Source organism: Aerosakkonema funiforme FACHB-1375, assembly GCF_014696265.1.
Lineage (GTDB): Bacteria > Cyanobacteriota > Cyanobacteriia > Cyanobacteriales > Aerosakkonemataceae > Aerosakkonema > Aerosakkonema funiforme_A.
Map to the genome: position 1 here is coordinate 39093 of NZ_JACJPW010000049.1, position 20606 is coordinate 59698.

The 20606-nt window shown below is 44.3% G+C and carries 21 protein-coding genes and 1 pseudogene; 14 read left to right on the forward strand and 8 right to left on the reverse strand.

Annotated features, from left to right (window positions below; genetic code table 11):
* Nucleotides 1-8: 8 nt before the first annotated feature.
* From gmd to H6G03_RS19440, 9 genes and pseudogenes are all read left to right on the forward strand, one after another.
* Nucleotides 9-1088, forward strand: coding sequence for a GDP-mannose 4,6-dehydratase (gene gmd, locus H6G03_RS19405; protein ID WP_190466937.1), 1080 nt, complete (start codon nucleotides 9-11; stop codon nucleotides 1086-1088).
* Nucleotides 1089-1121: 33 nt separating this feature from the next.
* Entirely contained in the window at nucleotides 1122-2063 is a 942-nt protein-coding gene (locus H6G03_RS19410) for a GDP-L-fucose synthase family protein (RefSeq protein WP_190466939.1), read from the forward strand.
* 474 nt (nucleotides 2064-2537) lie between these two features.
* Nucleotides 2538-2762 (forward strand): WD40 repeat domain-containing protein, encoded by a 225-nt coding sequence (locus H6G03_RS19415; protein WP_190466942.1) that lies wholly within the window; start codon nucleotides 2538-2540, stop codon nucleotides 2760-2762.
* Nucleotides 2728-2841: pseudogene (locus tag H6G03_RS39805) on the forward strand (type II toxin-antitoxin system HicA family toxin); the annotation flags it as partial. The gene H6G03_RS19415 and the pseudogene H6G03_RS39805, both read left to right, overlap by 35 nt.
* A gap of 129 nt (nucleotides 2842-2970) precedes the next feature.
* Nucleotides 2971-3123 carry a PIN domain-containing protein gene (locus tag H6G03_RS19420; RefSeq protein ID WP_199315373.1) on the forward strand — a complete coding sequence of 51 codons (153 nt, stop codon included), beginning with the start codon at nucleotides 2971-2973 and terminating at the stop codon, nucleotides 3121-3123.
* 146 nt (nucleotides 3124-3269) lie between these two features.
* The gene (mazE, locus tag H6G03_RS19425) at nucleotides 3270-3512 is read left to right on the forward strand and encodes a type II toxin-antitoxin system MazE family antitoxin (protein WP_190466944.1); all 243 of its coding nucleotides are present in this window, start codon (nucleotides 3270-3272) and stop codon (nucleotides 3510-3512) included.
* Entirely contained in the window at nucleotides 3505-3858 is a 354-nt protein-coding gene (locus H6G03_RS19430; protein ID WP_190466948.1) for a type II toxin-antitoxin system PemK/MazF family toxin, read from the forward strand. The genes mazE and H6G03_RS19430 overlap by 8 nt, the downstream gene beginning before the upstream one ends.
* Nucleotides 3859-4410 (forward strand): 5-formyltetrahydrofolate cyclo-ligase, encoded by a 552-nt coding sequence (locus tag H6G03_RS19435; RefSeq protein ID WP_190466951.1) that lies wholly within the window; start codon nucleotides 3859-3861, stop codon nucleotides 4408-4410.
* Nucleotides 4411-4745: 335 nt separating this feature from the next.
* Nucleotides 4746-5543, forward strand: coding sequence for a carbohydrate ABC transporter permease (locus H6G03_RS19440; RefSeq protein ID WP_242060434.1), 798 nt, complete (start codon nucleotides 4746-4748; stop codon nucleotides 5541-5543).
* A 67-nt stretch (nucleotides 5544-5610) separates the two neighbouring features.
* Here the strand turns inward: H6G03_RS19440 and pyk are convergent, their stop codons facing one another.
* The 4 genes from pyk to H6G03_RS19460 all read right to left on the reverse strand — a co-directional run bounded on the left by pyk (nucleotide 5611) and on the right by H6G03_RS19460 (nucleotide 11482).
* Nucleotides 5611-7032, reverse strand: a complete 1422-nt coding sequence (gene pyk / locus H6G03_RS19445) for a pyruvate kinase (RefSeq protein WP_190466954.1) — start codon at nucleotides 7030-7032, stop codon at nucleotides 5611-5613.
* Between the two features lie 131 nt (nucleotides 7033-7163).
* Nucleotides 7164-9896 (reverse strand): HD family phosphohydrolase, encoded by a 2733-nt coding sequence (locus tag H6G03_RS19450; protein WP_190466957.1) that lies wholly within the window; start codon nucleotides 9894-9896, stop codon nucleotides 7164-7166.
* Nucleotides 9897-10382: 486 nt separating this feature from the next.
* Entirely contained in the window at nucleotides 10383-10733 is a 351-nt protein-coding gene (locus H6G03_RS37325) for a hypothetical protein (protein WP_199315374.1), read from the reverse strand.
* 236 nt (nucleotides 10734-10969) lie between these two features.
* The gene (locus tag H6G03_RS19460) at nucleotides 10970-11482 is read right to left on the reverse strand and encodes a DUF3172 domain-containing protein (RefSeq protein WP_190466959.1); all 513 of its coding nucleotides are present in this window, start codon (nucleotides 11480-11482) and stop codon (nucleotides 10970-10972) included.
* Nucleotides 11483-11889: 407 nt separating this feature from the next.
* Between H6G03_RS19460 and H6G03_RS19465 the strand changes: the two genes are divergently transcribed.
* From H6G03_RS19465 to H6G03_RS19480, 4 genes are all read left to right on the forward strand, one after another.
* Nucleotides 11890-12837 (forward strand): glycosyltransferase family 2 protein, encoded by a 948-nt coding sequence (locus H6G03_RS19465; RefSeq protein WP_190466962.1) that lies wholly within the window; start codon nucleotides 11890-11892, stop codon nucleotides 12835-12837.
* 127 nt (nucleotides 12838-12964) lie between these two features.
* Nucleotides 12965-13432 carry a hypothetical protein gene (locus H6G03_RS19470; protein ID WP_190466966.1) on the forward strand — a complete coding sequence of 156 codons (468 nt, stop codon included), beginning with the start codon at nucleotides 12965-12967 and terminating at the stop codon, nucleotides 13430-13432.
* Between the two features lie 117 nt (nucleotides 13433-13549).
* Nucleotides 13550-14461, forward strand: coding sequence for a hypothetical protein (locus H6G03_RS19475; RefSeq protein ID WP_190466970.1), 912 nt, complete (start codon nucleotides 13550-13552; stop codon nucleotides 14459-14461).
* 21 nt (nucleotides 14462-14482) lie between these two features.
* Entirely contained in the window at nucleotides 14483-15034 is a 552-nt protein-coding gene (locus H6G03_RS19480) for a pentapeptide repeat-containing protein (RefSeq protein WP_190466971.1), read from the forward strand.
* Nucleotides 15035-15059: 25 nt separating this feature from the next.
* On the opposite strand, the gene H6G03_RS19485 is transcribed toward H6G03_RS19480, so the two are convergent.
* The 3 genes from H6G03_RS19485 to H6G03_RS19495 form a co-directional block, all read right to left on the reverse strand.
* Nucleotides 15060-15983, reverse strand: coding sequence for a DUF559 domain-containing protein (locus H6G03_RS19485; RefSeq protein ID WP_190466974.1), 924 nt, complete (start codon nucleotides 15981-15983; stop codon nucleotides 15060-15062).
* Between the two features lie 208 nt (nucleotides 15984-16191).
* Nucleotides 16192-17283 (reverse strand): redox-regulated ATPase YchF, encoded by a 1092-nt coding sequence (gene ychF / locus H6G03_RS19490; protein WP_190466977.1) that lies wholly within the window; start codon nucleotides 17281-17283, stop codon nucleotides 16192-16194.
* A 44-nt stretch (nucleotides 17284-17327) separates the two neighbouring features.
* The gene (locus H6G03_RS19495; RefSeq protein ID WP_190466980.1) at nucleotides 17328-17561 is read right to left on the reverse strand and encodes a hypothetical protein; all 234 of its coding nucleotides are present in this window, start codon (nucleotides 17559-17561) and stop codon (nucleotides 17328-17330) included.
* Nucleotides 17562-17772: 211 nt separating this feature from the next.
* Between H6G03_RS19495 and H6G03_RS19500 the strand changes: the two genes are divergently transcribed.
* Nucleotides 17773-19248, forward strand: coding sequence for an aminotransferase class I/II-fold pyridoxal phosphate-dependent enzyme (locus tag H6G03_RS19500; protein ID WP_190466983.1), 1476 nt, complete (start codon nucleotides 17773-17775; stop codon nucleotides 19246-19248).
* 58 nt (nucleotides 19249-19306) lie between these two features.
* Here the strand turns inward: H6G03_RS19500 and H6G03_RS19505 are convergent, their stop codons facing one another.
* Complete coding sequence (locus H6G03_RS19505; RefSeq protein ID WP_190466986.1) at nucleotides 19307-20401, reverse strand: tetratricopeptide repeat protein; 1095 nt, start codon at nucleotides 20399-20401, stop codon at nucleotides 19307-19309.
* Nucleotides 20402-20606 lie beyond the last annotated feature (205 nt).

Below are 20606 nucleotides of genomic sequence, written 5' to 3' on the forward strand. Positions count from 1 at the left end.
TTCGGAAGATGACACAAAGAAAACGAGCCCTACTCACTGGCATTACAGGTCAAGATGGATCTTATTTGAGTGAGTTTTTGCTCGAACAAGGGTATGAGGTTCATGGGATTATCCGGCGGACTTCTACCTTCAATACAGACCGACTCGATCATATATATGTAGACCCCCACAATCCGACAGCGCGGTTGTTCCTCCATTACGGCGATTTAACTGATGGGGTGACGTTGCGTCGGATTTTGGAAGAAGTTAAACCAGTAGAAATTTATAACTTGGGGGCGCAATCTCATGTGCGGGTTAGCTTTGACTCGCCGGAGTATACCGTAGACACGGTGGCGATGGGCACGCTGCGCCTGCTGGAGGCGATTCGGGATTACCAACATCGCACGGGGATTGAGGTGCGCTTCTATCAGGCAGGTTCTTCTGAGATGTTTGGTAAGGTGCAGGAAGTGCCGCAGAAGGAGACGACGCCGTTTTATCCCCGCAGTCCTTATGCTTGCGCGAAACTTTACGGTCATTGGCAAACGGTGAATTATCGGGAATCTTACGGATTGTTTGCTTGTAACGGTATATTATTTAACCACGAAAGTCCTCGGAGAGGGGAAACGTTTGTAACGCGGAAGATTACGCGAGCGGTTGCTAGAATTTTAGCTGGGAAGCAGAAAAAAATTTACTTAGGTAATCTGGATTCTAAGCGGGACTGGGGTTATGCTAAGGATTATGTGAGAGCGATGTGGCTGATGCTACAACAAGAACAGCCAGATGACTACGTGATTGCGACGGGCGAAACTTACTCGATTCGGGAATTTTTGGATTTAGCTTTTGGTTATGTCAATTTGGATTGGCATGATTATGTGGAATTTGACGAACGTTATTTACGCCCAGCTGAGGTTGAGTTGTTAATTGGCGACCCATCTAAGGCAAAAGAAAAGTTAGGCTGGCAACCTTCAGTGACATTTTCAGAGTTAGTTGGTTTGATGGTAGAAGCAGATTTGCAGAGATTAGGACTGACTTTACCGGATGGTAAGGGAGCGAAATTTGCGCCTGACATTGCTACCATTCGTCAAGATGCAGCTACGGTAATGGATTAAGAAAGTACAGCCCCGACAGATGAGGATGGAGATATGGTGTTGGATTTAAAAGATAAAAGAATTTTGGTCACTGGCGGGGCTGGTTTCTTGGGCCGCCAGGTGGTAAAACAGTTGTGCGATGCTGGAGCCGATCGCGATAAGATTACGATACCGCGATCGCGTGAGTTCGATTTGCGATCGATGGATGTTTGTCAAAAACTTTCCCAAAATCAAGATGTCATCGTTCACTTGGCGGCGCACGTTGGCGGCATTGGTTTAAATCGCGAAAAACCGGGTGAATTGTTCTACGATAATTTGATGATGGGCGTACAATTAATTCACGCTGCCTATCAAGCTGGTGTGGAAAAGTTTGTCTGTGTTGGTACGATTTGCGCTTATCCTAAATTTACACCAGTTCCGTTTAAAGAGGATGACCTTTGGGAAGGTTATCCCGAAGAAACAAACGCGCCTTATGGTGTGGCGAAAAAAGCTTTGTTGGTGCAACTGCAATCTTATCGGCAACAGTATGGATTTAATGGTGTTTATCTGTTACCTGTGAATTTGTACGGGCCAGAGGATAATTTTGACCCGCGTAGTTCTCACGTAATTCCTGCTTTAATTCGCAAAGTTCACGAAGCACAAGTCCGGGGAGATAAACATTTACCTGTTTGGGGTGATGGTAGTCCGAGTCGCGAGTTTCTCTATGTAGATGATGCGGCGCGAGGAATTGCGATGGCTACTCAGTCTTACGATGAGGCTGACCCAGTGAATTTGGGAACTAATTATGAGATTACCATCAAAGATTTGGTGGAATTAATCTGCGATTTGATGGGATTTCAGGGCGAAATTGTTTGGGAAACGGATAAGCCGAACGGACAACCTCGGCGGTGTTTGGATACGGAACGCGCTAAGGAAAAGTTTGGTTTTGTGGCGCAGGTGGAGTTTAAGGAAGGGCTGAAGAATACTATTGATTGGTATCGTCAGCACGCTGAGTAGTTGGGTACGTAGTTGCGCTTAAGCGCAATTACGTACCTGGAAGAATTTTGGCGATCGCTCTTGACATTTTTTTTCTTGGTAGTAATATGTAAGTGTGGGAGAATGTGCGCTCAGGTAGACCCCTTCACACAGTTACAGATATCGCAAAGTACAGGGAAAATTTTCGGCGATCGGACTTGCTATTTTTCTCTTTTGGTAGTATTATGTAAGTGTGGGAAAATGTGCGCTCAGGTAAACCCTTTCACAGAAGTTGTAGATATGGCTAAGAAATAGGTTTCCTTTCCCCAGCAACCAAGCTTTTTGCAATCCCCAACAAGAAAAAAATAGGTTTGTGTATTCATCGGCCTTTTAAATGGGAAGAGTGCGATCGCTCTTGCATTTTTTCATAATTTGACATATCCTAAAAGAATGGGAAAATGTGCGCTCATATATACTCGATTTTAAAATAAAAAGTTTTGTTCAAAGGATGGACATTTGAAGTCGGTTGATTCGATTGCTATCAGTCCAGATGGGCAGACTTTAGCTAGCGGTAGCAGAGACACAACTATCAAAGTCTGGAATCTTAGCACAAAGAAAGAAATTCACACTCTCACGGGACATTTAGAATACGTTAATTTTGTTGCTATCAGCCCAGATGGAAAAATCAAAATTTGGCAGCAGATGCACCCCATTAACTATGCCGAATCATCCTCAAATTAAAGGCTCAACGCTTAGATCTATTTGTACCCAATCAGGTATCTCACGAGAGGAATTTTTAACGGCGTATGAGCAAAGTTAAATTTAGCCAATGTCGATTTCTAAAAAAATATAGATAAGCCTATTGACAGGCTTAATTTTTTTATGTTATGCTAATTTTGATGAGGAAGAACTATCGTTTAATATTTGATTATAGTTAGATTTCCATTATTTGAATGATACACCAAAAAGGCAAGGAAGTAAAGAGGCGACTGCTAAGTTAAACCAAATTACAGAAGTTTATAGTGAGGATTTTAACTCTGGTGCGATCGTAGAAGGAGTGCGATTTACCAATCCTTTTAGTGATGATTTTAAGTTGCTTTGAATCGAAAAAATAGTATGAAGATATGGTTCATCAAAACACGCTAATCTAAGCTACCAGAAGAAGGTCGAGAACAAGAGCGATCGCTTTCTATCCTCGTGATAAGATAAAAGGGTATGATGTTTGAGTAAGATAAAACCAGAATAGCAGTGGCAAAAAAAGTTACGATAACACTGGATGACGAAATCCTTGCTTTTGTCGATCGGCAAGCAGCTGCTTCGGGAAACAAAGCCAACCGCAGCGCATATATCAATGCAGTTTTAGCACAAGTGCGACAACAATATACTCAGGAAGAACTAAGAGCTGCTTATCAACGAGACGCACAAGATGCAGCCTATCGTGAAGAAGTTGCTTTGTGGGACGTTGTAGTAGGGGACGGAATAGATGCCTGATGGTACGCTAACTTATCGTCGTGGAGAAATTCGCTGGGTTAATCTTGACCCAGCAGTTGGTGCAGAAGCGAAGAAAATCCGTGCTTGTGTAATCGTCCAAAATGATGAGGGAAACCGTTATGGCTTTCTAACGCTGGGAATGCCTTTAATGCCAGGAGTTAAAAATGCTCCTTATGTTGTGAATGTAAAAGCAACATCAACTAACGGCTTAGATCGCGATCGCTATATTGATGTCGGACAAATTCGATCGCTTGATAGTAGTAGGATTCTCGGTTTAGTAGGGGTTTTGGAAGAAGAATACTGGGAGTCTATTCGTTTGGCGATGAATGTGGTACTTGGTTTCTAAATGGAAAAAGCAGAATTAAGACGATCGCTTATCAAAACACGCCAATCTATGTTACCAGAAGAGTGGAGAGAAAAGAGCGATCGCATCTCCTCGCACCTCCAATCTTCCCCTCTCTTTACCCAAGCAAAAACAATTCTCGCTTATTTTAGTTTCCGACAAGAACCTGACCTCAGTATTTTATTTACCGATAACCGCAAATGGGGATTTCCTCGCTGTGTGGGCAACGCGCTTTCCTGGCATATCTGGAAACCCGGAGAACCGCTGCAAAAAGGTGCTTTTGGAATTTTTGAACCTCACCCGGATTTACCAACTTTAAACGCCAATGAAGTAGATTTAATTTTGGTTCCAGCAGTTGCTTGCGATGTGCGGGGGTATCGACTGGGATATGGCGGCGGTTATTACGATCGCCTTTTGAGTTCCCCGGAGTGGTCGTCAAAGCCTACAATTGGGATTGTGTTTGAATTTGCTTATCTGCCACAGTTACCCATTGAAGGATGGGACATTCAGTTAAATGGTGTTTGTACAGAAGTTGGTTTGAGGATGTTGCAATGAAGTTTTTAACTGTCAGGCTGATGTTTTCTGAACCCCGCGCAACGGACAATTGTCCGTTGCGCTCCAAGCACGTACCGATGTAGGCTTGGAAAGTGATTTACTTAGTAAAATACAATTACTATAATCTCATGTCTCATTACACAATGCAAGTGTTTTTACAAACATTTACACATTTTTTGATGGCAAAAGATGGGATTAACAGGGACTTATTAACAGACGAATTAAATAAGTATTAGTAATGTAAGGCAATGGCCAATTCAAAGCAGATGAAAAAGATGGAAAAGCGAGATGGAAAAGCCAAAAGCCGAGGGCGGTCTAGATGGGAATCGGTTTGGATGTATGGGGGATTGAGTGCGATCGCATTTCTGATGTTGTTTCCCCTACTCTGGTTGATAAGTACCGCCTTCAAATCGCCGGGAGAAAATATCTTTCAATTTCCACCCCAGTTATGGCCCAGTCAGCCCACCTTCGATAACTTTGTGCAAGTTTGCCAGACCAATCCGTTCGGGCAGTATTTATTTAACAGCACCCTAATAGCAGTACTAACAGTTGGATTAAATTTGCTGTTCTGTTCCCTCGCCGCTTACCCACTCGCACGGCTAAACTTTCGGGGAAAAGAAGCGATTTTTACAGCAATTGTTTCCACCATCATGATTCCGTTCCAAATCGTGATGATTCCCTTGTATGTATTGACAGTCCAGCTAGGTTTGCGAAATACCTATTTAGGGATAATTTTTCCATCTTTAGCTTCAGCTTTTGGAATTTTCCTGCTGCGGCAAGCATTTCAAGGAGTGCCGAAAGAAATAGAAGAAGCAGCGAGGATGGACGGATGTTCTGAAGTCGGGATATGGTGGTTTGTGATGCTTCCCGCCATTCGTCCCGCACTGGTGACATTAGCAATTTTTGTATTTATCGGGTCTTGGAGCGACTTTTTGTGGCCATTAATAGCAGTCGATCGCCCGGAATATTACACCTTACCTGTGGGAGTAGCGATGTTAGCGAGTACATTCTCCTTAGATTGGCGTGCGATCGCAGCCGGTTCGGTGATTTCCATTGCGCCAATATTATTTTTCTTCCTATTCATGCAGCGGTACATTGTACCAACTGATGCAGGTAGCGGCGTCAAAGGATAAGCGAAATTTCAAATTCCAGATTTCAGATTTCAAATTTGAAATTTCAAATCTGAAATCTGAAATTTACCTACAGTCCCGTATTTTCCCCAATACGGTGTGCCTTAATCAAATTAGTAACTCCAGAGAGAGGTAAAGGCAAACCAGCAGTAATTACAACTATATCTCCCAGAGAAACAAATCCATTTTCAACGGCTGCTTTCTCCATTGCGGCAATCATTTCGTCAGTGTTATCACCCACCTCTAACCGCAAAGATTGCACGCCCCAATAAAGAGCCATTTGCCGCTGTACGTGTTCTTCTCGCGTGATCGCAATTACCGGAATTGACTGGCGATATTTAGACAGAAGTCGAGCAGTAAAACCATGCTCGGTAAAACAAATAATCGCTTTGGCGTTAATATGTTCTGCCAGCTGACAAGCAGCATGAGCAACAGAGTTAGCGATCCCGTGTTCTCGCACTGTTTCGATGTATTGAGGAGAAGAAATTAAATTTGCTTCCACCGTTTCAGCAATGCGAGCCATCGTCCTTACTGCGTCCACTGGATAAGCGCCCACTGCTGTTTCTCCGGAAAGCATGATGGCGTCGGTGCCATCAAAAATGGCGTTAGCAACGTCAGAAACTTCTGCTCTAGTGGGGGTCGGATTTTGAATCATCGACTCCAACATTTGGGTAGCCGTAATAACAGGCTTGAGATGTCGGCGGCAACTTTGAATCATCGATTTTTGAATTAAGGGAACTTGCTCCAAGGGAAGTTCAACGCCCAAATCTCCCCGCGCTACCATGAGGGCATCAGCGGCATCGACAATGCTTTCCAGATCTTCTACGGCTTCGTGACGTTCGATTTTGGCAATAACTTGAGTCATTTTTTCTTTACGTCGCACCGATCCTCTCACTTCTTTAATATCGGCATCTTCCCTCACAAAAGAGAGGGCGACATAATCTATATCTTGGGATAATCCAAATGTTAAGTCGTGAATATCTTTTTCAGTGAGTGCGGGGGTAGAAATAGATGAATAGGAAAGGTTAATTCCCTTGTGACTTTTGAGGGGGCCACCTTGAATAACTGTGCCGTAAATTTCATTTTTTGTAACTCGGTCTACTTTAATGCGGATCAATCCGTCGTTAATCAGGATAGGTTCGCCTTCTCTGACATCAGAGGAGAGGTCTTTGTAGGTAGAACTAAACCGCTCGGCGTTACCCAGAACTGGAGCCATAGTTACACAAGTTTTCTCGCCCGCACGCAGAATTACACCTTCTTCCATATCGCCGACGCGGATTTTTGGGCCTTGTAAATCCTGAAGGATAGCGATCGGTCGGTTGAGTTCTGCTGCAACTTCTCGGATTAAATGAATGTTTTTTTGGTGAGTTTCGTGGTCGCCGTGGGAAAAATTTAACCGCGCTATATCCATGCCAGCTTCTACCATTGCTTTGATAGTTTCGTAATCCGAACTGGCAGGGCCAAGGGTGCAGATAATTTTGGTATTACGCATGATAATTTTGAGGATTTTAGATTTTATATTAGACGGAAATTCCTGGTTTGGTTTTGTAATCGTCTAATGAAAATCTAAAATTGCTGGGTAAATGAAATTCAAGTTTTGAAAATCTAAAATTAAAGCTTGGATTAGTGAGGGTTGATAGCAGCTTTGGGATAAGCAATGCGTTTGTGATGAAACTGTTGCCATACTTGCACAAAGATTTCAGCAATTTGGGGCATTTCTTCTCGCTTCAGTCCTGAATCTACGAGTTGATTATCTTGCCAGCGAGCTTTGAGTATTTTATTCACGGTTCCCAAAGCGTCTTCGTAGCTGGCATCTTTGAGACTGCGTAGAGCCGCCTCGCAGGCGTCTGCGAGCATAACAATACCTGTTTCTCGCGATTGCGGAATTGGGCCATCATAGCGAAAATCAAATTCCGATACGGGTTGTTTGGATTCTTGCTCCGCTTTGTGATAGAAATACGCGATCGAAATCGTGCCCTGATGTTCTGGAATAAAAGCTTGTATTGCTTTGGGCAAACGACAGCGACGCGCCATCACCAGCCCTTCGCTGACGTGCTTTTTGATGATTTCCGCACTCTTCCAAGGGTCGTCGATTTCGTCGTGCTTGTTTGGGCCTCCCATTTGATTTTCGATAAATCCTTGGGGGTCGTGCAGTTTGCCGATATCGTGATACAGAGTGCCGGTGCGGACTAACTCGACATTACAACCCAAAGCTTTGGCGGCGGCTTCTGCGAGGGTAGCGACAAACAGGGTGTGCTGAAAAGTGCCTGGGGCTTCTTCGGCCAAACGCTTGAGGAGAGGTCGGTTTGGATTGGCGAGTTCTGCCAGACGAATGGGAGTTACCAGGTCGAAGAGGTGTTCCAGGTAGGGACTCAGCCCCAAAGCGACAACGCTCCAGGCCAAACCGGTGAGACTGTAGAGAGCGGCGTCTGCGAGTACGCTGTACCAGACGGAACCGATCGCAGCACTGAGCATGAGATTGAGGATAAGGTAAACGGCTCCTTCTGTTAAGCCTACCGCGACACCTAAGAGAGCGAGTTCTTCACGCGATCGCAGTCTTCCCGCCATTAAGCTGCCCAGTATACCACCGGCAGCGCTGGCGAGGAGATGCTCCCAGCCAATTTCCATACTGATGGGCAGTCCTATCGAGATCAACCCTACAGCGCTTGCGCCCAAAACGGAACCGTAGAAGCTGCCCACCAATAAGCCAATTGCCGGCAAGCTGGTGTAAGGTACACCCAAACTTACCAACAAAGGCGCACTAAGAGTGAGAAGCAGTATTAAGATCTGGTCTCGGCGGCGCAGTCCGGGGTGAAATCGCCTTTCCAGAAGCCAAAAAACACTGACAGCTCCGCTGACGAGGACACCACACCCGATCAAACCCTGCCAGTTAATACCCCGGCGGCTCAAGCCGAAATAATCGAGTAGCACAAAATCGGCTTGGGTAATTGTTTCGCCTGCTTGGACAATTACTTCACCTTTCCGCACTTGGATGATTTCCGGTTTTACCTGCCGTGCGGCTTGTTCTGCTTGCTGCCTTGTTTGTTCGGGATCTTCCTTTAAATTTGGCTGCAAAGCTGCCATGAGGATCTTGGTTGCCAGAGGTTGTGCCGCTGGAGATATCTCGGCTTTTACCTGCATACTTACCGCTCGCTCCAACATCTGGGTGGGTAAGCCGGGGTGAATGCCTTGGATCAGAATGCGCTCTGCCACTTGGCGCAGACCATCTTGCATTTTTTGCCAAGCTGCATCCGACAGTTGTAATGCAGAGGTATCTTGTGCAGTTTGATTTTCCCAGGTCGGCTTGTCTGAGAAAACAGCTACTGCTTGGGCATAAAGCTGGCGAACGAGTGAAATTTTCTCAACTAGCGCGGATAATTCTTCAGACGAGGTAGAGCGTCGATAGGCTTGCAGTTCGCCAACGGCTCGTTGCTGAATTGGCGAGAGAGAAGCAGTGGGTAAGGGTGGCAAGCTCAGGCGCTCTTGAGAATTGGGAAGCCTCTGGCCGTTCGCGGCTGCTAGCACCATCCGCCATTCCCACTCCTGGCAGTCGCGCAAGTAAACTTGGGTGCCAAGGGATAAAACAGAGGTTTTGGTAAAGGGAAATGGCCCTGGAAGTTGTCTTGCTGTGTCGATCTGGTTGATGGCTTTTTGGAGATTCTGGTAAATCTCTTCGTTAACAGCCGGATCGATCTTTAAAACGGGGAATAAACCTCGGCGAGCTGCTTTTCGTTTTGCTTCCGTGGTTTTGATATCTTCAACGCTAGCGTCAAAAGGTGCCCTAATTGTTGTGGGAGCGATCGTGTCAACATCGAGTTTTGGCTGGTTGTAGAAGCGATAGCCCAAACTGGTGGTGAGGGACACTACTGCCACAATTAATGCTATTGGGGGGCGATGAGATTTATAACGACGACAATTGGCCCCTAACGAATACTGACTGGGCAGCGATCGGATCGGAGAGAGATTGGTTGCTAACAGCGAACCGGATAATTGTTTTAGCAAAAGACTTCCTAGAAATCGGCTATTACCTATGCTTTCTGGAGGCGCGATCTGCTGGGGAGAAGATTGCCCCTCCCTGGAGAGCCGATCGGAGCGAACGCTAAGGTCAAGGCTGGAGGAAAGCGATAGATCTGGAGCAGGCTGAGGCCATCTGGCTGCGGCACGGGGACGGGATCGCGTCCCCACAAAGGTTTTCGCGGCACCGTTTACCAATCTGCCGTGCCCTGGGGGCAAGCTTAGCACCGATGCGCTACTACGGACGTAAATACCGCAGGCTTTACGGCATCGCAGATATCGGTGGAACGCAACTCGCCGCCATTGCTTGAGCTGCTGTGTCAACGTGGTCAGCGTTTTCATGTAGGAGCGGCTGTGACACCCTGAATTTGGTAGCTCGTTTCTCAATAGGGTGATCTTAGGCGTTATTATAAAGGTCTGCTAACAAAACTGGGCTCTACCACTAGGGGGATCGCAAGTGGCAGGGGTTTGACATAGCGATCGGGATCGTTTTTGCCAGCCCCTTGCACTTCATACCAGTTCGGTCACCAATGCCTTTATTCAACTGTGGCCCGCACAATAGAGATTTGTTGAGCAACCAAAACCTAATTTAGCAGAATAAATGGGAGCCTGAAAGGCACATTAAGGTAAGGACACTAATGCAGTCCTTGGTTACGTTGGCTAAAGCATGAACTGGGGAGTGTCAAAAATATATAGGGCTCATGCAAAGAAACCCGGTTTGGATGAGAACTCACTGAATTTCACGAGCTTTAGATGTCACATGAAACCGGGTTTCGACACTTGTGGTAAATCAATCCCAATATGGTTCTTTGACCTCAAGTAAGCACATCAGAGATACTCTCGCAAGAAATCAAAGGAATCGTCTTCCCAGCAGGGTTCTGGCCATAACAGGAGCAGGTATTTGCTGATATCTGTTTCGATTTCGTCGCTATCTTCGCGATCGAACAGTGCTGCCAGAGCTTTCGTGTCTCCCTCTCTCAAAGAGGTCAAAGACGGGGTGCAGCCATCCAGCGTTGCAGAGGATTCTGTGCTGAGTGTGGCGGAAACTTCGTTTTCGGTCTGGTTGACCCGTTGCCAACGGGATGTTCTGGCAGGTTTAGAAGTTGTCACCTTGCGGCTAAAACGGATTAACTCTGCCAGATCTGAGGCACCCTCGTCACTGGATGTGCTGATAAACATTTTTATTTAAACGACTCAATCCCATTTACAGGTATGAGCCTTTCGCCCTAAAACTTCATTTTTCTGGGAAAGTACGTGAAGTTTGGGCACCCTGATGCTGTTGACTGACTGTGAAGTTTTATGTTGGTCGCAGGCTCATCGGTTTGCTTGGACATTCAGTGTTCTCAATATACATCTACCAGTAGAGAGATGCACGGATTTAAGGTAATTTTTCAGATGTGGGCAACTGTCGAGCTCTAGAACTGGTCTGTTTCTGGTGCTGGCCCAGCAGTTCCGGGTTGATTGAAGAAGCGGTTCTTATCAGTGTCGGTTTGATAGAGGCAGTCAATTTTAGGGGAATTTTCCAAATTATTCGTGAAACCAAAGGTGTTCATGCGATTTTTACACTGGCGCACTTGCTCTCCGTTTACCAGCTTTCTGCTCTCCAGAATTGCCCAGTTATTGCTTCGCAGCACGCATCCTGGTTCCATACGCGGCTGGGTTACGTACACGGTGAAGGGATTTAACGTTACAAAGGTACGGGTTTCTGTGACTATGGCGCTAGCTCCATACTGAGCGCAAATATCAGGGTTAGGTGCAGTGCGGTCAATGACTTCGCGGGATGCGACGTTGGCTGTACTTAAATTGGCATTGGTCGTAAAAGCAATGCCGACCCCCACTCCCAAGATGAAGACGCCGCTGAGTATTGCGAGGGAGGTATAATTGAAGGCTCCAGATTTGGAGGAGACGGAACTGGATTTACGTTTCATAGTTACTTTAGCGGTGTATCAGATGCGACGAGGAGTTACGGTTGCAAGCTGCAACGCAAAATAAGAGACAACTGCGGACATTTCCAGTATGCCGTTAATTTTCCGAAGCTAGTGCCGTTAGGTGAAAGTCAAAAGTCAAAAGTTAAAAGTCAAAAGTCAAAAAAAAGAGGCAGAGGGAAGAGGGAAGATGGAAAAGATAAATTGTCTCAATCCCCCACTCCCCCACTCCCCCGCTCCCCCGCTCTCCGTCTCCCTGTTCCCCCTAGCCCACAGTCAATATACAAACGGGAGGCAGATAAGTTAGATCGTGTCCGTTGGTATCGTTATTATATAAGTAATTCATGGGATCGTAGTCTTGAGCTTCGGATCAAGATGGAACGGGACACGCTCTTAGTAATTGAATAATAATGAATAGTTATCCACTGGTTAGCATCTGTATACCTCTATATAATGGCGCTGAATTTATTCCATCACTGATAACCAGTCTCCAGCAAACTACTTATCCCAATATAGAGATTATTATTTCTGATGATGGCTCAAAAGATGAAGGGTTAAGGTTGCTGCGTGTGGCAGAACTACCGAATACTCATATTTTCACTCATGCCAGATATGGTTTAGTACCTAACTGGAACTATTGTATCGAGCAAGCCAAAGGCAAATATGTTAAATTCTTATTTCAAGATGATACTCTTACAGGAGACTGTATTGCCAAAATGGTGCAAATTGCCGAACCAGATGAAGAAATTGGTTTGGTTTTTAGCACTCGCCAACTAATTTACGAACAGCCCGTCGATCTAAAATTTTTGAAGGGGATGCAGGACGTACACAAACATTGGTCAAAAATTCAGCCTATACAATCTGGCTTAAGTTTTTTGCAAGATGAGAATTTTTTTAAACCTCCATACAACAAGGTTGGCGAACCGACTAATGTCTTGATAAGGCGGGAAGTATTTGAGCGAGTTGGTTTGTTCGATGCCAATTTTAAACAACTGGCTGACTTGGAGATGTGGTTGCGAATTATGGCCTATTATAAAATAGGGTTTATTGACGAAAGGCTAGCTGCGTTTCGCATTCATCCCAATCAAGCAACCAGCCTAAATCTTGACTCCAATAGAATTGATACTTTGTTTGAGATATATAAAGTATGGCTAAAAATTATTTTTAACAAAACTTATCAATCACTGCCCAGCAAATTACGCAAAAAAATGAGAAGGGTGCTAGTCAAAATTCTTTTAATTAAAGGTCTCAAAAGCATCATATTATTGAGATGGGAGCAAGTTCGAAAAGTGACGGCACTGCTAAAAGAAGTCCTCAGGAGGAAACCAGAACCGTCTGGGAAAGAATTCTCAAGCTAGGGAGCTGGGCTAGTCGATCGCACCTAAAGGTCGGGAGTTCAACCGCAGGAATTGCCGATCGCACTCTCCCCAGACAAGACAAAAATTTTTTTGTCAACCAAACTAATACAGAACAACAAACAATTTTATGACAGAACATTCCAACATTCGTAAGCTGCTATGCGACCAAAATCTAGGGCTGTTACCGCACATAGACAGATGGCTTAAGGATATACAAACCCAATTGGGAGATAAGCAAGAAAATTTTCGATTGGACGCTTATGATTTAGAATTCGGTGAATGTCAAACTCATGTGACACCTAACGATGTTAAACCGATTGTGACGCAGTTAGTTTCCATGAGATTTCCGCTAATTGGGCCAATCAAAGATAAGTTTAAACTGCTGATGTTAGCGGCGGAATTTCAGAATTCGCTTGATGCTGGAATTATCGATTGGAGTACTCGCGAAAGGAGTCAGTACGATAATAAACCTTTACGGCGACCGATCAGCACGATTACGGGTAAGTTAGATTGCGAATCATTGGGAGAACCGACTAATTCTTGTCGGATTACCATTTATCGAGATTTTGAGTTAACTTACGCGGCAAGTTTTTGATTTTTGCAGTTGCGATGGCGTAGCCTAGATAGTAGGTTATAAACGAGCTAAATACAGCGAGGTGTGTTAAGCTGAAAAGCTAACGCACCTATTTATGTATATTGTTTTTAAATTAATATGCGTCGATTTTTAAGCTTATTGATAACTTTGACAATTTTAGTGACATCATTGCCGATCTCCCAGCAAGTGTTTGCACAGGCGTGGCGTCCCGTTAAAGGAGGAATATTTTTTGGTATTAGCGGGATGGCTTTAGTTCAGCAGCAAAGCAATAGGTTGGACTTACTGATTGTTCACGATAACAAAGAAAAAGATCGAGGTCGTATAGCAATTATTAAAATTCAGGACAAGAATCAACCTCAATATTTTCCGTTGCAATGGCCTAGAAATATAGATTTGCCGATCGATTTAGAAGCTATAACATCTGTTCCTGAGAGAAATAATGTTTCTTTTATGGCTCTCAGCAGTTTCGGGAAAGTCTACCATTTGAAGATAACTAACGATAACAAAAATGTCGAAATTATCAAAGTATTCGATTTGCAGAAGGTTCCTCAAGGAAGCAATTTTGAAGGATTTGCTTTGCAGGAAATTGATAGTAAATTATTAGCTGTGTGGGCGCATCGAGGTGATGGTAAAGAATCGGCAATAATATATTGGGGGGTGCTTGATTTGGCTGGATATCAAATTGCACAAATTGGTTTTACTAATCTAATAGTACCGTGGCCTACGGATAATGTTCGCCATATTTCTGATTTGAAAATAGACCCAGCGGGAATACTTTTTATTTCTTCAGCAAGCGATCCCGGAAATGATGGGCCATTCGACTCGGCTGTTTACGTTGCAGGTGCGTTTGGGGTAAGCGGGAATGCGATCGCATTTCGTCAAAATCCCCAACTCGTTCCTTTGTATCGCTATAACTATCATAAAGTGGAAGCGATCGAACTTCTACCGGGTGCAGAAGGTGGTGTTATAGTCGGTACAGATGATGAAAATATGGGTGCGTCTATATATATTTCCGGTAGCAATGACTAAGGCTATAGGAGTGTTAGCAATATGGATGTGGATGAACTTCTGAGTAGATACGCAGCAGGCGAACGTGATTTTCACGATACGGAACTTACTCAAGCGGATTTAAGTAAAGTTAATTTGAGTGGCATAAAACTGATAAACGCTAAGTTGGGAAGTGCTTATTTGATGGGTATTAATTTGAGTAATGCTAACCTACGAGATGCAGACTTAAGCGGTGCTTACTTGAATGATGCTAATCTGAGTAATGTTAATCTCAGCGATGCAGATTTACGGATTGTTAATCTTAATGATGCCAACTTGATTGACGCGGACTTAAGTTGTGCTAATCTTCATAGTGGCAATCTCAATTGTGCTAATTTGAGGGGAGCTAAATTAAAAAACGCCAACTTGAGTCATGTTGACTTGATTGGTGCTAATGTAAGTAATGCTAACTTGATTGGTGCCGATTTGAGCGGTGCGAATTTGATTGGCGCTGACTTCAGTAATGCAAATGTGAAAAATGCTATTTTTAAAGATTGTTTAGGGATTAGCCAAGATATGAAGCATGAATTGCAAGGACGAGGGGCGATTTTTTGAAAGTGCTTTTCGGCTTTCCACATAATCACTCAATATTTACTTCTCTAGCTAACTGATCGTACAATCTTTTAACCTGCATTATACATTCTTCTAAATCTGTTTTTATTTCATTTTCATTAAATCGTAAAATTCGCCAATCTTTTTCAATTAGAACTCCCTCTTTACTAGAGTTTTTTACTGCTTTTTTCAAAGATTGTTTATAATTATGAGCATTTAATTCTATTCCTATCTTAATATTTCGTACCTCTTCCTTATAAACGAAATCTAATCTATATTTATTTAGTTTTACCTGAGAATCAAAAATACTATCACTTGTCAAGAAATTTTGGCCAAAGGGTTCGTAAGCAATTATACCAATTAAAAAAGCTTCTTCTAGAGAAGATTCAGCTTTATTAAATATTTTCAATATTTTATACCAATAGGATCGAAAATATTCCGTAAATTCATTTTTTAATTGGCTTTTGCCTTCTAAATACACATTATCCCATTCTGAACGTAGCGGCTGAATTTTTGATGGCGCTTTTTGGAATTTTTGTATAGATTCTATACCATCTTGGTTGTTATCCTCTTCTTCATATACTGGCTTTAAACAAAACCTTTTCGCTTCTTCTATTTTTTGTTTAGCATTTTTTAATTTATTTTTAATATCTCTTCCTAATTTTTCTGCAACTGCTCCTCCAATTAGGTCTTGATACCGTAATATTGTTTTGGTAAAAACGTCTAAGTCTTTAGCTTTTAAAAACGGATTTTTTCCTATTCTTGTACTTAATATAAAATATTTTAATTCAATAAAAACCTCAATAGATTCATTCTGAATCCTACTCACTATAACAGTGTCAATTTGTCCATCTTTTACCAAAAATTCATCAGTTAATAAAAAATAATATTGGTCTAAAATAGATTCAGCTACATAATCCATAATTTTGTCTACATTAATATTAGTATTCATTCGATACCTCCTTAATCCTTAGTCTAATAGGCTTTTTCAGATGTATGGGGAAAATGTTCGTTTGTCTTAACATTTGAGTGCGATTTGTGGGTTACGGCACGGCAACTAAATTATTGGTTGAAAGTGCTGAAATTATCTCCCGTGCCTAACCCACCCTACGATTAGATAAATTTCTACGTTCACTACAAAAACTGTATGAGCGAAAACTTTACACATTAAACCGGAACAACATCACATCGCCTTCCTGCACCAAATACTCTTTTCCTTCACTGCGAACTAAACCTTTCTCCTTGGCAGCATTCATCGAACCGACTTTTACCAAATCTTCATAAGCAACTGTTTCGGCGCGAATAAAACCGCGTTCAAAATCGGTGTGAATTACACCGGCAGCTTGCGGTGCGAACATACCCGCTTTAATCGTCCAAGCGCGAGTTTCTTTCGGCCCAGTAGTAAAGTAAGTACGCAATCCCAAAAGTTCGTAAGTGGCGCGAATCAAAGATTTCAGTCCGCCTTCTTCTACCCCAAGTGATACTAAAAATTCTGCCCTTTCTGCTTCTGGTAATTCAACTAATTCCGATTCAACTTGAGCGGAAACAATTACTACTTGCGCTTTTTCTGGCGCGGCTATTTCACGCACCTGTTCTACATATTTATTGCCAGTTGCCAAATCGTCTTCAGATACGTTGGCAGCATAAATGATCGGTTTGCCTGTGAGCAAACCCAAACCTTTAATCGATTCAGCTTCTTCTTCAGTTAAGCTGGCTTGACGAGCTGGTTTACCCTCATTTAATACGACGCTTAATTTTTCTAATGCCGATAATTCAATCTGGGCTTCTTTGCTAGTACGAGCCATTTTGCGCGTGCGATCGATCTTGCGTTCGATTTGTGCCAAATCGGATAAACCCAATTCCAAATTGATGATTTCAATATCTCGCGCTGGGTCAACAGAACCGGCGACGTGGATAATATCATCATTTTCAAAACAGCGTACCACTTGGACGATCGCATCCACTTCCCGTATATGGGACAAAAATTGATTGCCCAGTCCTTCCCCCTGGCTAGCGCCTTTCACCAAACCGGCGATATCGACAAACTCGACGCGAGCGGGTACAATTTGTGCGGAATCCGACATTTGACGCAGAACGTTTAACCGCTCATCCGGCACCGCCACAACACCGACATTGGGTTCGATCGTACAAAATGGAAAGTTAGCGGCGTGGGCTTTGGCGTTAGCAACCAAGGCATTGAATAGGGTGGATTTACCAACGTTAGGAAGTCCAACAATTCCGGCTCTTAGCATCTTAGTTCGGGGGTAAAAACTGGGTAAATTGTATTTTTAATTGACTAGGGAACGGTTTGAGGAATAGGGCCCGGAACAGTCTGGGGAATTGGTGCAGGTACTGGTTCTGGGACAGGTTCGGGAATCGGTGCCGGTACTGGTGCTGGTACTGGTTGAGGTATCGGCCCAGGCACTGGTTCCGGGGATGGCGGTGGCTGGGGAACCGGATTTGGGATTGGTTCTGGCACCGGACTGGGAATTTGCGGTTCGGGAAAAGGAAGAGGGCCGGGATTAATCACGATCGTCTTTATTCGATGGTACGACCCTATCAAATTAGGAAAGAACTGCTAAAATAACATCCTCCTGAATATCTATGCCCTGCCAGATTCCCTATCAAACTGTATCCGGATTTAATAATTTAGCAGATAATTGCGATCTGTTGGTGGGCATTGCCCACGCTACTCTTTAACAGATCGAAATTATCGATCGCCACCGCATACGATCGTTTTTATGACATTTGCCTTAGATTTGCAAGCCAAAACGCCCCTGTTAGACGCGCTCCGCTCATATATTAACAATCCTCACGCTGGGTTTTACACGCCGGGACACAAGCGGGGAGAGGGAATTTCTCAGTCTCTAGCAGAATTGCTGGGTACAAGAGTTTTTCGATCGGATTTAACTGAGTTACCCGGTTTGGATAATCTGTCCGCACCAGAGGATACGATTCAGGAGGCGCAGGCACTGGCAGCAGAGGCGTTTGGATCGGAAAAAACCTGGTTTTTAATCAATGGTTCGACTGCTGGGGTAATAGCGGCGATTTTGGCGACTTGCAGTACTGGCGATAAAATTATTTTGCCTCGGAACGTACACAGTTCGGCGATCGCAGGTTTAATCCTTTCCGGTGCTATCCCGATTTTCGTCAATCCAGAATACGACTCGATTTTAGATATCGCCTACAGCATTACACCACAAGCTGTCGCTGCGGCGCTGGCGAAGCATCCAGATGCAAAGGCGGTGGTGATGGTTTACCCAACTTATGATGGCGTGTGTGGGGATGTGGAAGCGATCGCACACCTTGCCCACCAGTACAATATCCCTTTGTTGGTAGACGAAGCCCACGGCCCCCATTTTACCTTTCATCCGGAGTTACCGATTTCTGCGTTATCGGCGGGGGCGGATTTGACGGTGCAATCTACTCACAAAGTACTCAGCGCCTTAACTCAGGCATCGATGTTGCACCTACAGGGTAACAGGATCGATCGCGATCGCCTCACTAAAGCGTTACAGTTAGTGCAGTCTACCAGTCCCAGCTATTTGTTATTAGCTTCCCTAGATGCAGCGCGTCAGCAAATGGCATTGTACGGGAAAGAGTTGATGGCGGAAACTTTGCGATTAGCGGATGAAGCGAGAAACCAAATTAGTCAAATTTCCGGATTATCTATTTTAAAAACAGCACATACTCCTGGTTTTGTCAATCTCGATCGCACGCGCTTAACTGTAACTGTTTCTAACTTAGGTTTGACGGGATTTGCAGCCGATGAAATTTTTGCTCAACACGGTGTATTGGCAGAGTTCCCATCAATGGAACATCTAACATTTATAATTAGTCTAGGTAATAAACAGGCAGATATTGTGCAATTAGTGCAAGCGTTCGCGACATTAGCCAAACAGTATAAAGCACCGAGTCTGCGAATGAGTCAGCCAAGAGTTAGGAATTTGGCTCAAATATACAATTGTTACGAGATGCCCCTGATTTCTCCTCGCGAAGCTTTCTTTGCCGCGACGGAAACATTGCCGATCGAAACTATAAGTCAACGCATTAGTGCTGAACTGGTTTGTCCCTATCCACCTGGGATTCCTCTGTTAATGCCTGGTGAACTGATTACCCCAGTCACCCTGGAATATTTATTGAATATCCAAGCAATGGGCGGAAAAATTAGCGGTTGTACAGATCCAACGTTACGAACGTTAAAAGTCGTCAAATAGCGATATATGTCATTTGTCAAAAGTAGTTTGTAATCCTCTCGTGACCGATGACCGATCGCTAATGACTGACGTTAGATGCAATTGTCGATCGCACTTCTTGATATTTAAATGCTTTAGCGTAGTCTCCCAGAGCGTAGCAAGCCACTTTCAGGCTGCCCAGCGCCTGCTGTTCAACGCGGTGATCGGGGAGCTGTCGTCCGATTGCCAAGCGGCGTTCGTAGCACTCGATTGCTGCATCGAAGTTTCCCAAAGCTTCGTAAGCGACTCCCAAACTTCCCAAAGCTTGCTCTTCTACCCGCAGGTCTTGAGTTTCTTTTGCTAAAGCCAAGCGCTGCTGATAAAATTCGATCGCTTGAGTGTAATTACCCAAGGCGTAGCAAGCACTGCCCAGATTTCTCAGCACCTGCCCTTCTCCGCGCAAGTCTTGGATATCCCGCGCCAAAGCTAACCGCTGCTGGTAATATTCTATGGCTGTGGTGTAGTCGCCCAGCGCGTAGAAAGCATTGCCCAAATTTCTCAGCAATTGCCCTTCACCTTTACGGTCTTGTAGTTTCCGCATCAGTTTCAAGCTTTGCTGCTGGTATTCGATCGCTTTGGCATAATCTCCCAATGCTTTGTAGGCAAGTCCCAGGTTATTCAACGCTGCCACCTCGCCTCGGCAGTCTTGAATTTCTGTGGCAATGATTAAGCTTTGCTGCTGGTATTCGATCGCTTTAGCGTGGTCTTCCAGGTGACGGTAAGCGTTGCCCAGATTTCCCAGTGCCAGCCCTTGGGCACGGCGGTCTTGCATATCTGTGGCGATCGTCAACCACTGCTGGTAGTAATTTATAGCTTTGGGATAGTCTCCCAAGGCGTAGTAAGCATTGCCGATATTTCCCAACACCTTGCCTTCTAAGAGGCGGTGTTGTATCTCCCGGTAGACCGGGAGTGCCTGTTGGAAAAACTGTAATGCCGCTTTAAATTGACCGAGCTGATGTTGTTCGATTCCTTGTTCGAGTAGTTTGGTTGCCTGGACGAGTTTGCTATTGTTATCCGTTTCTTCAACCGATTTGCCAGCCCCGTCTGTATCTAGGGAGAAGGCGATCGTTGTGCGTTCGTGTTCGGAAAGACCTTTGATTGGATTGCGGTCTGGTTGATGACCCTGGCTCTCCATATCTGCTACCTCTCAACAACTTCCTTTCTGGCAGTATCCACATCTTTAGGCTTAGAGGGCATGACCTGGATCACTCAAGAAATGTTAACTTCGTAAGTTTACCGAAAACCGTGCGTGAAAGCCCCTGGCTTTAGACATGGGGATGAAACGCACCTGGCGATTTTAATCGCCGTCAAGTCCCTGGTTTCCACTTCTGATTCTCAAT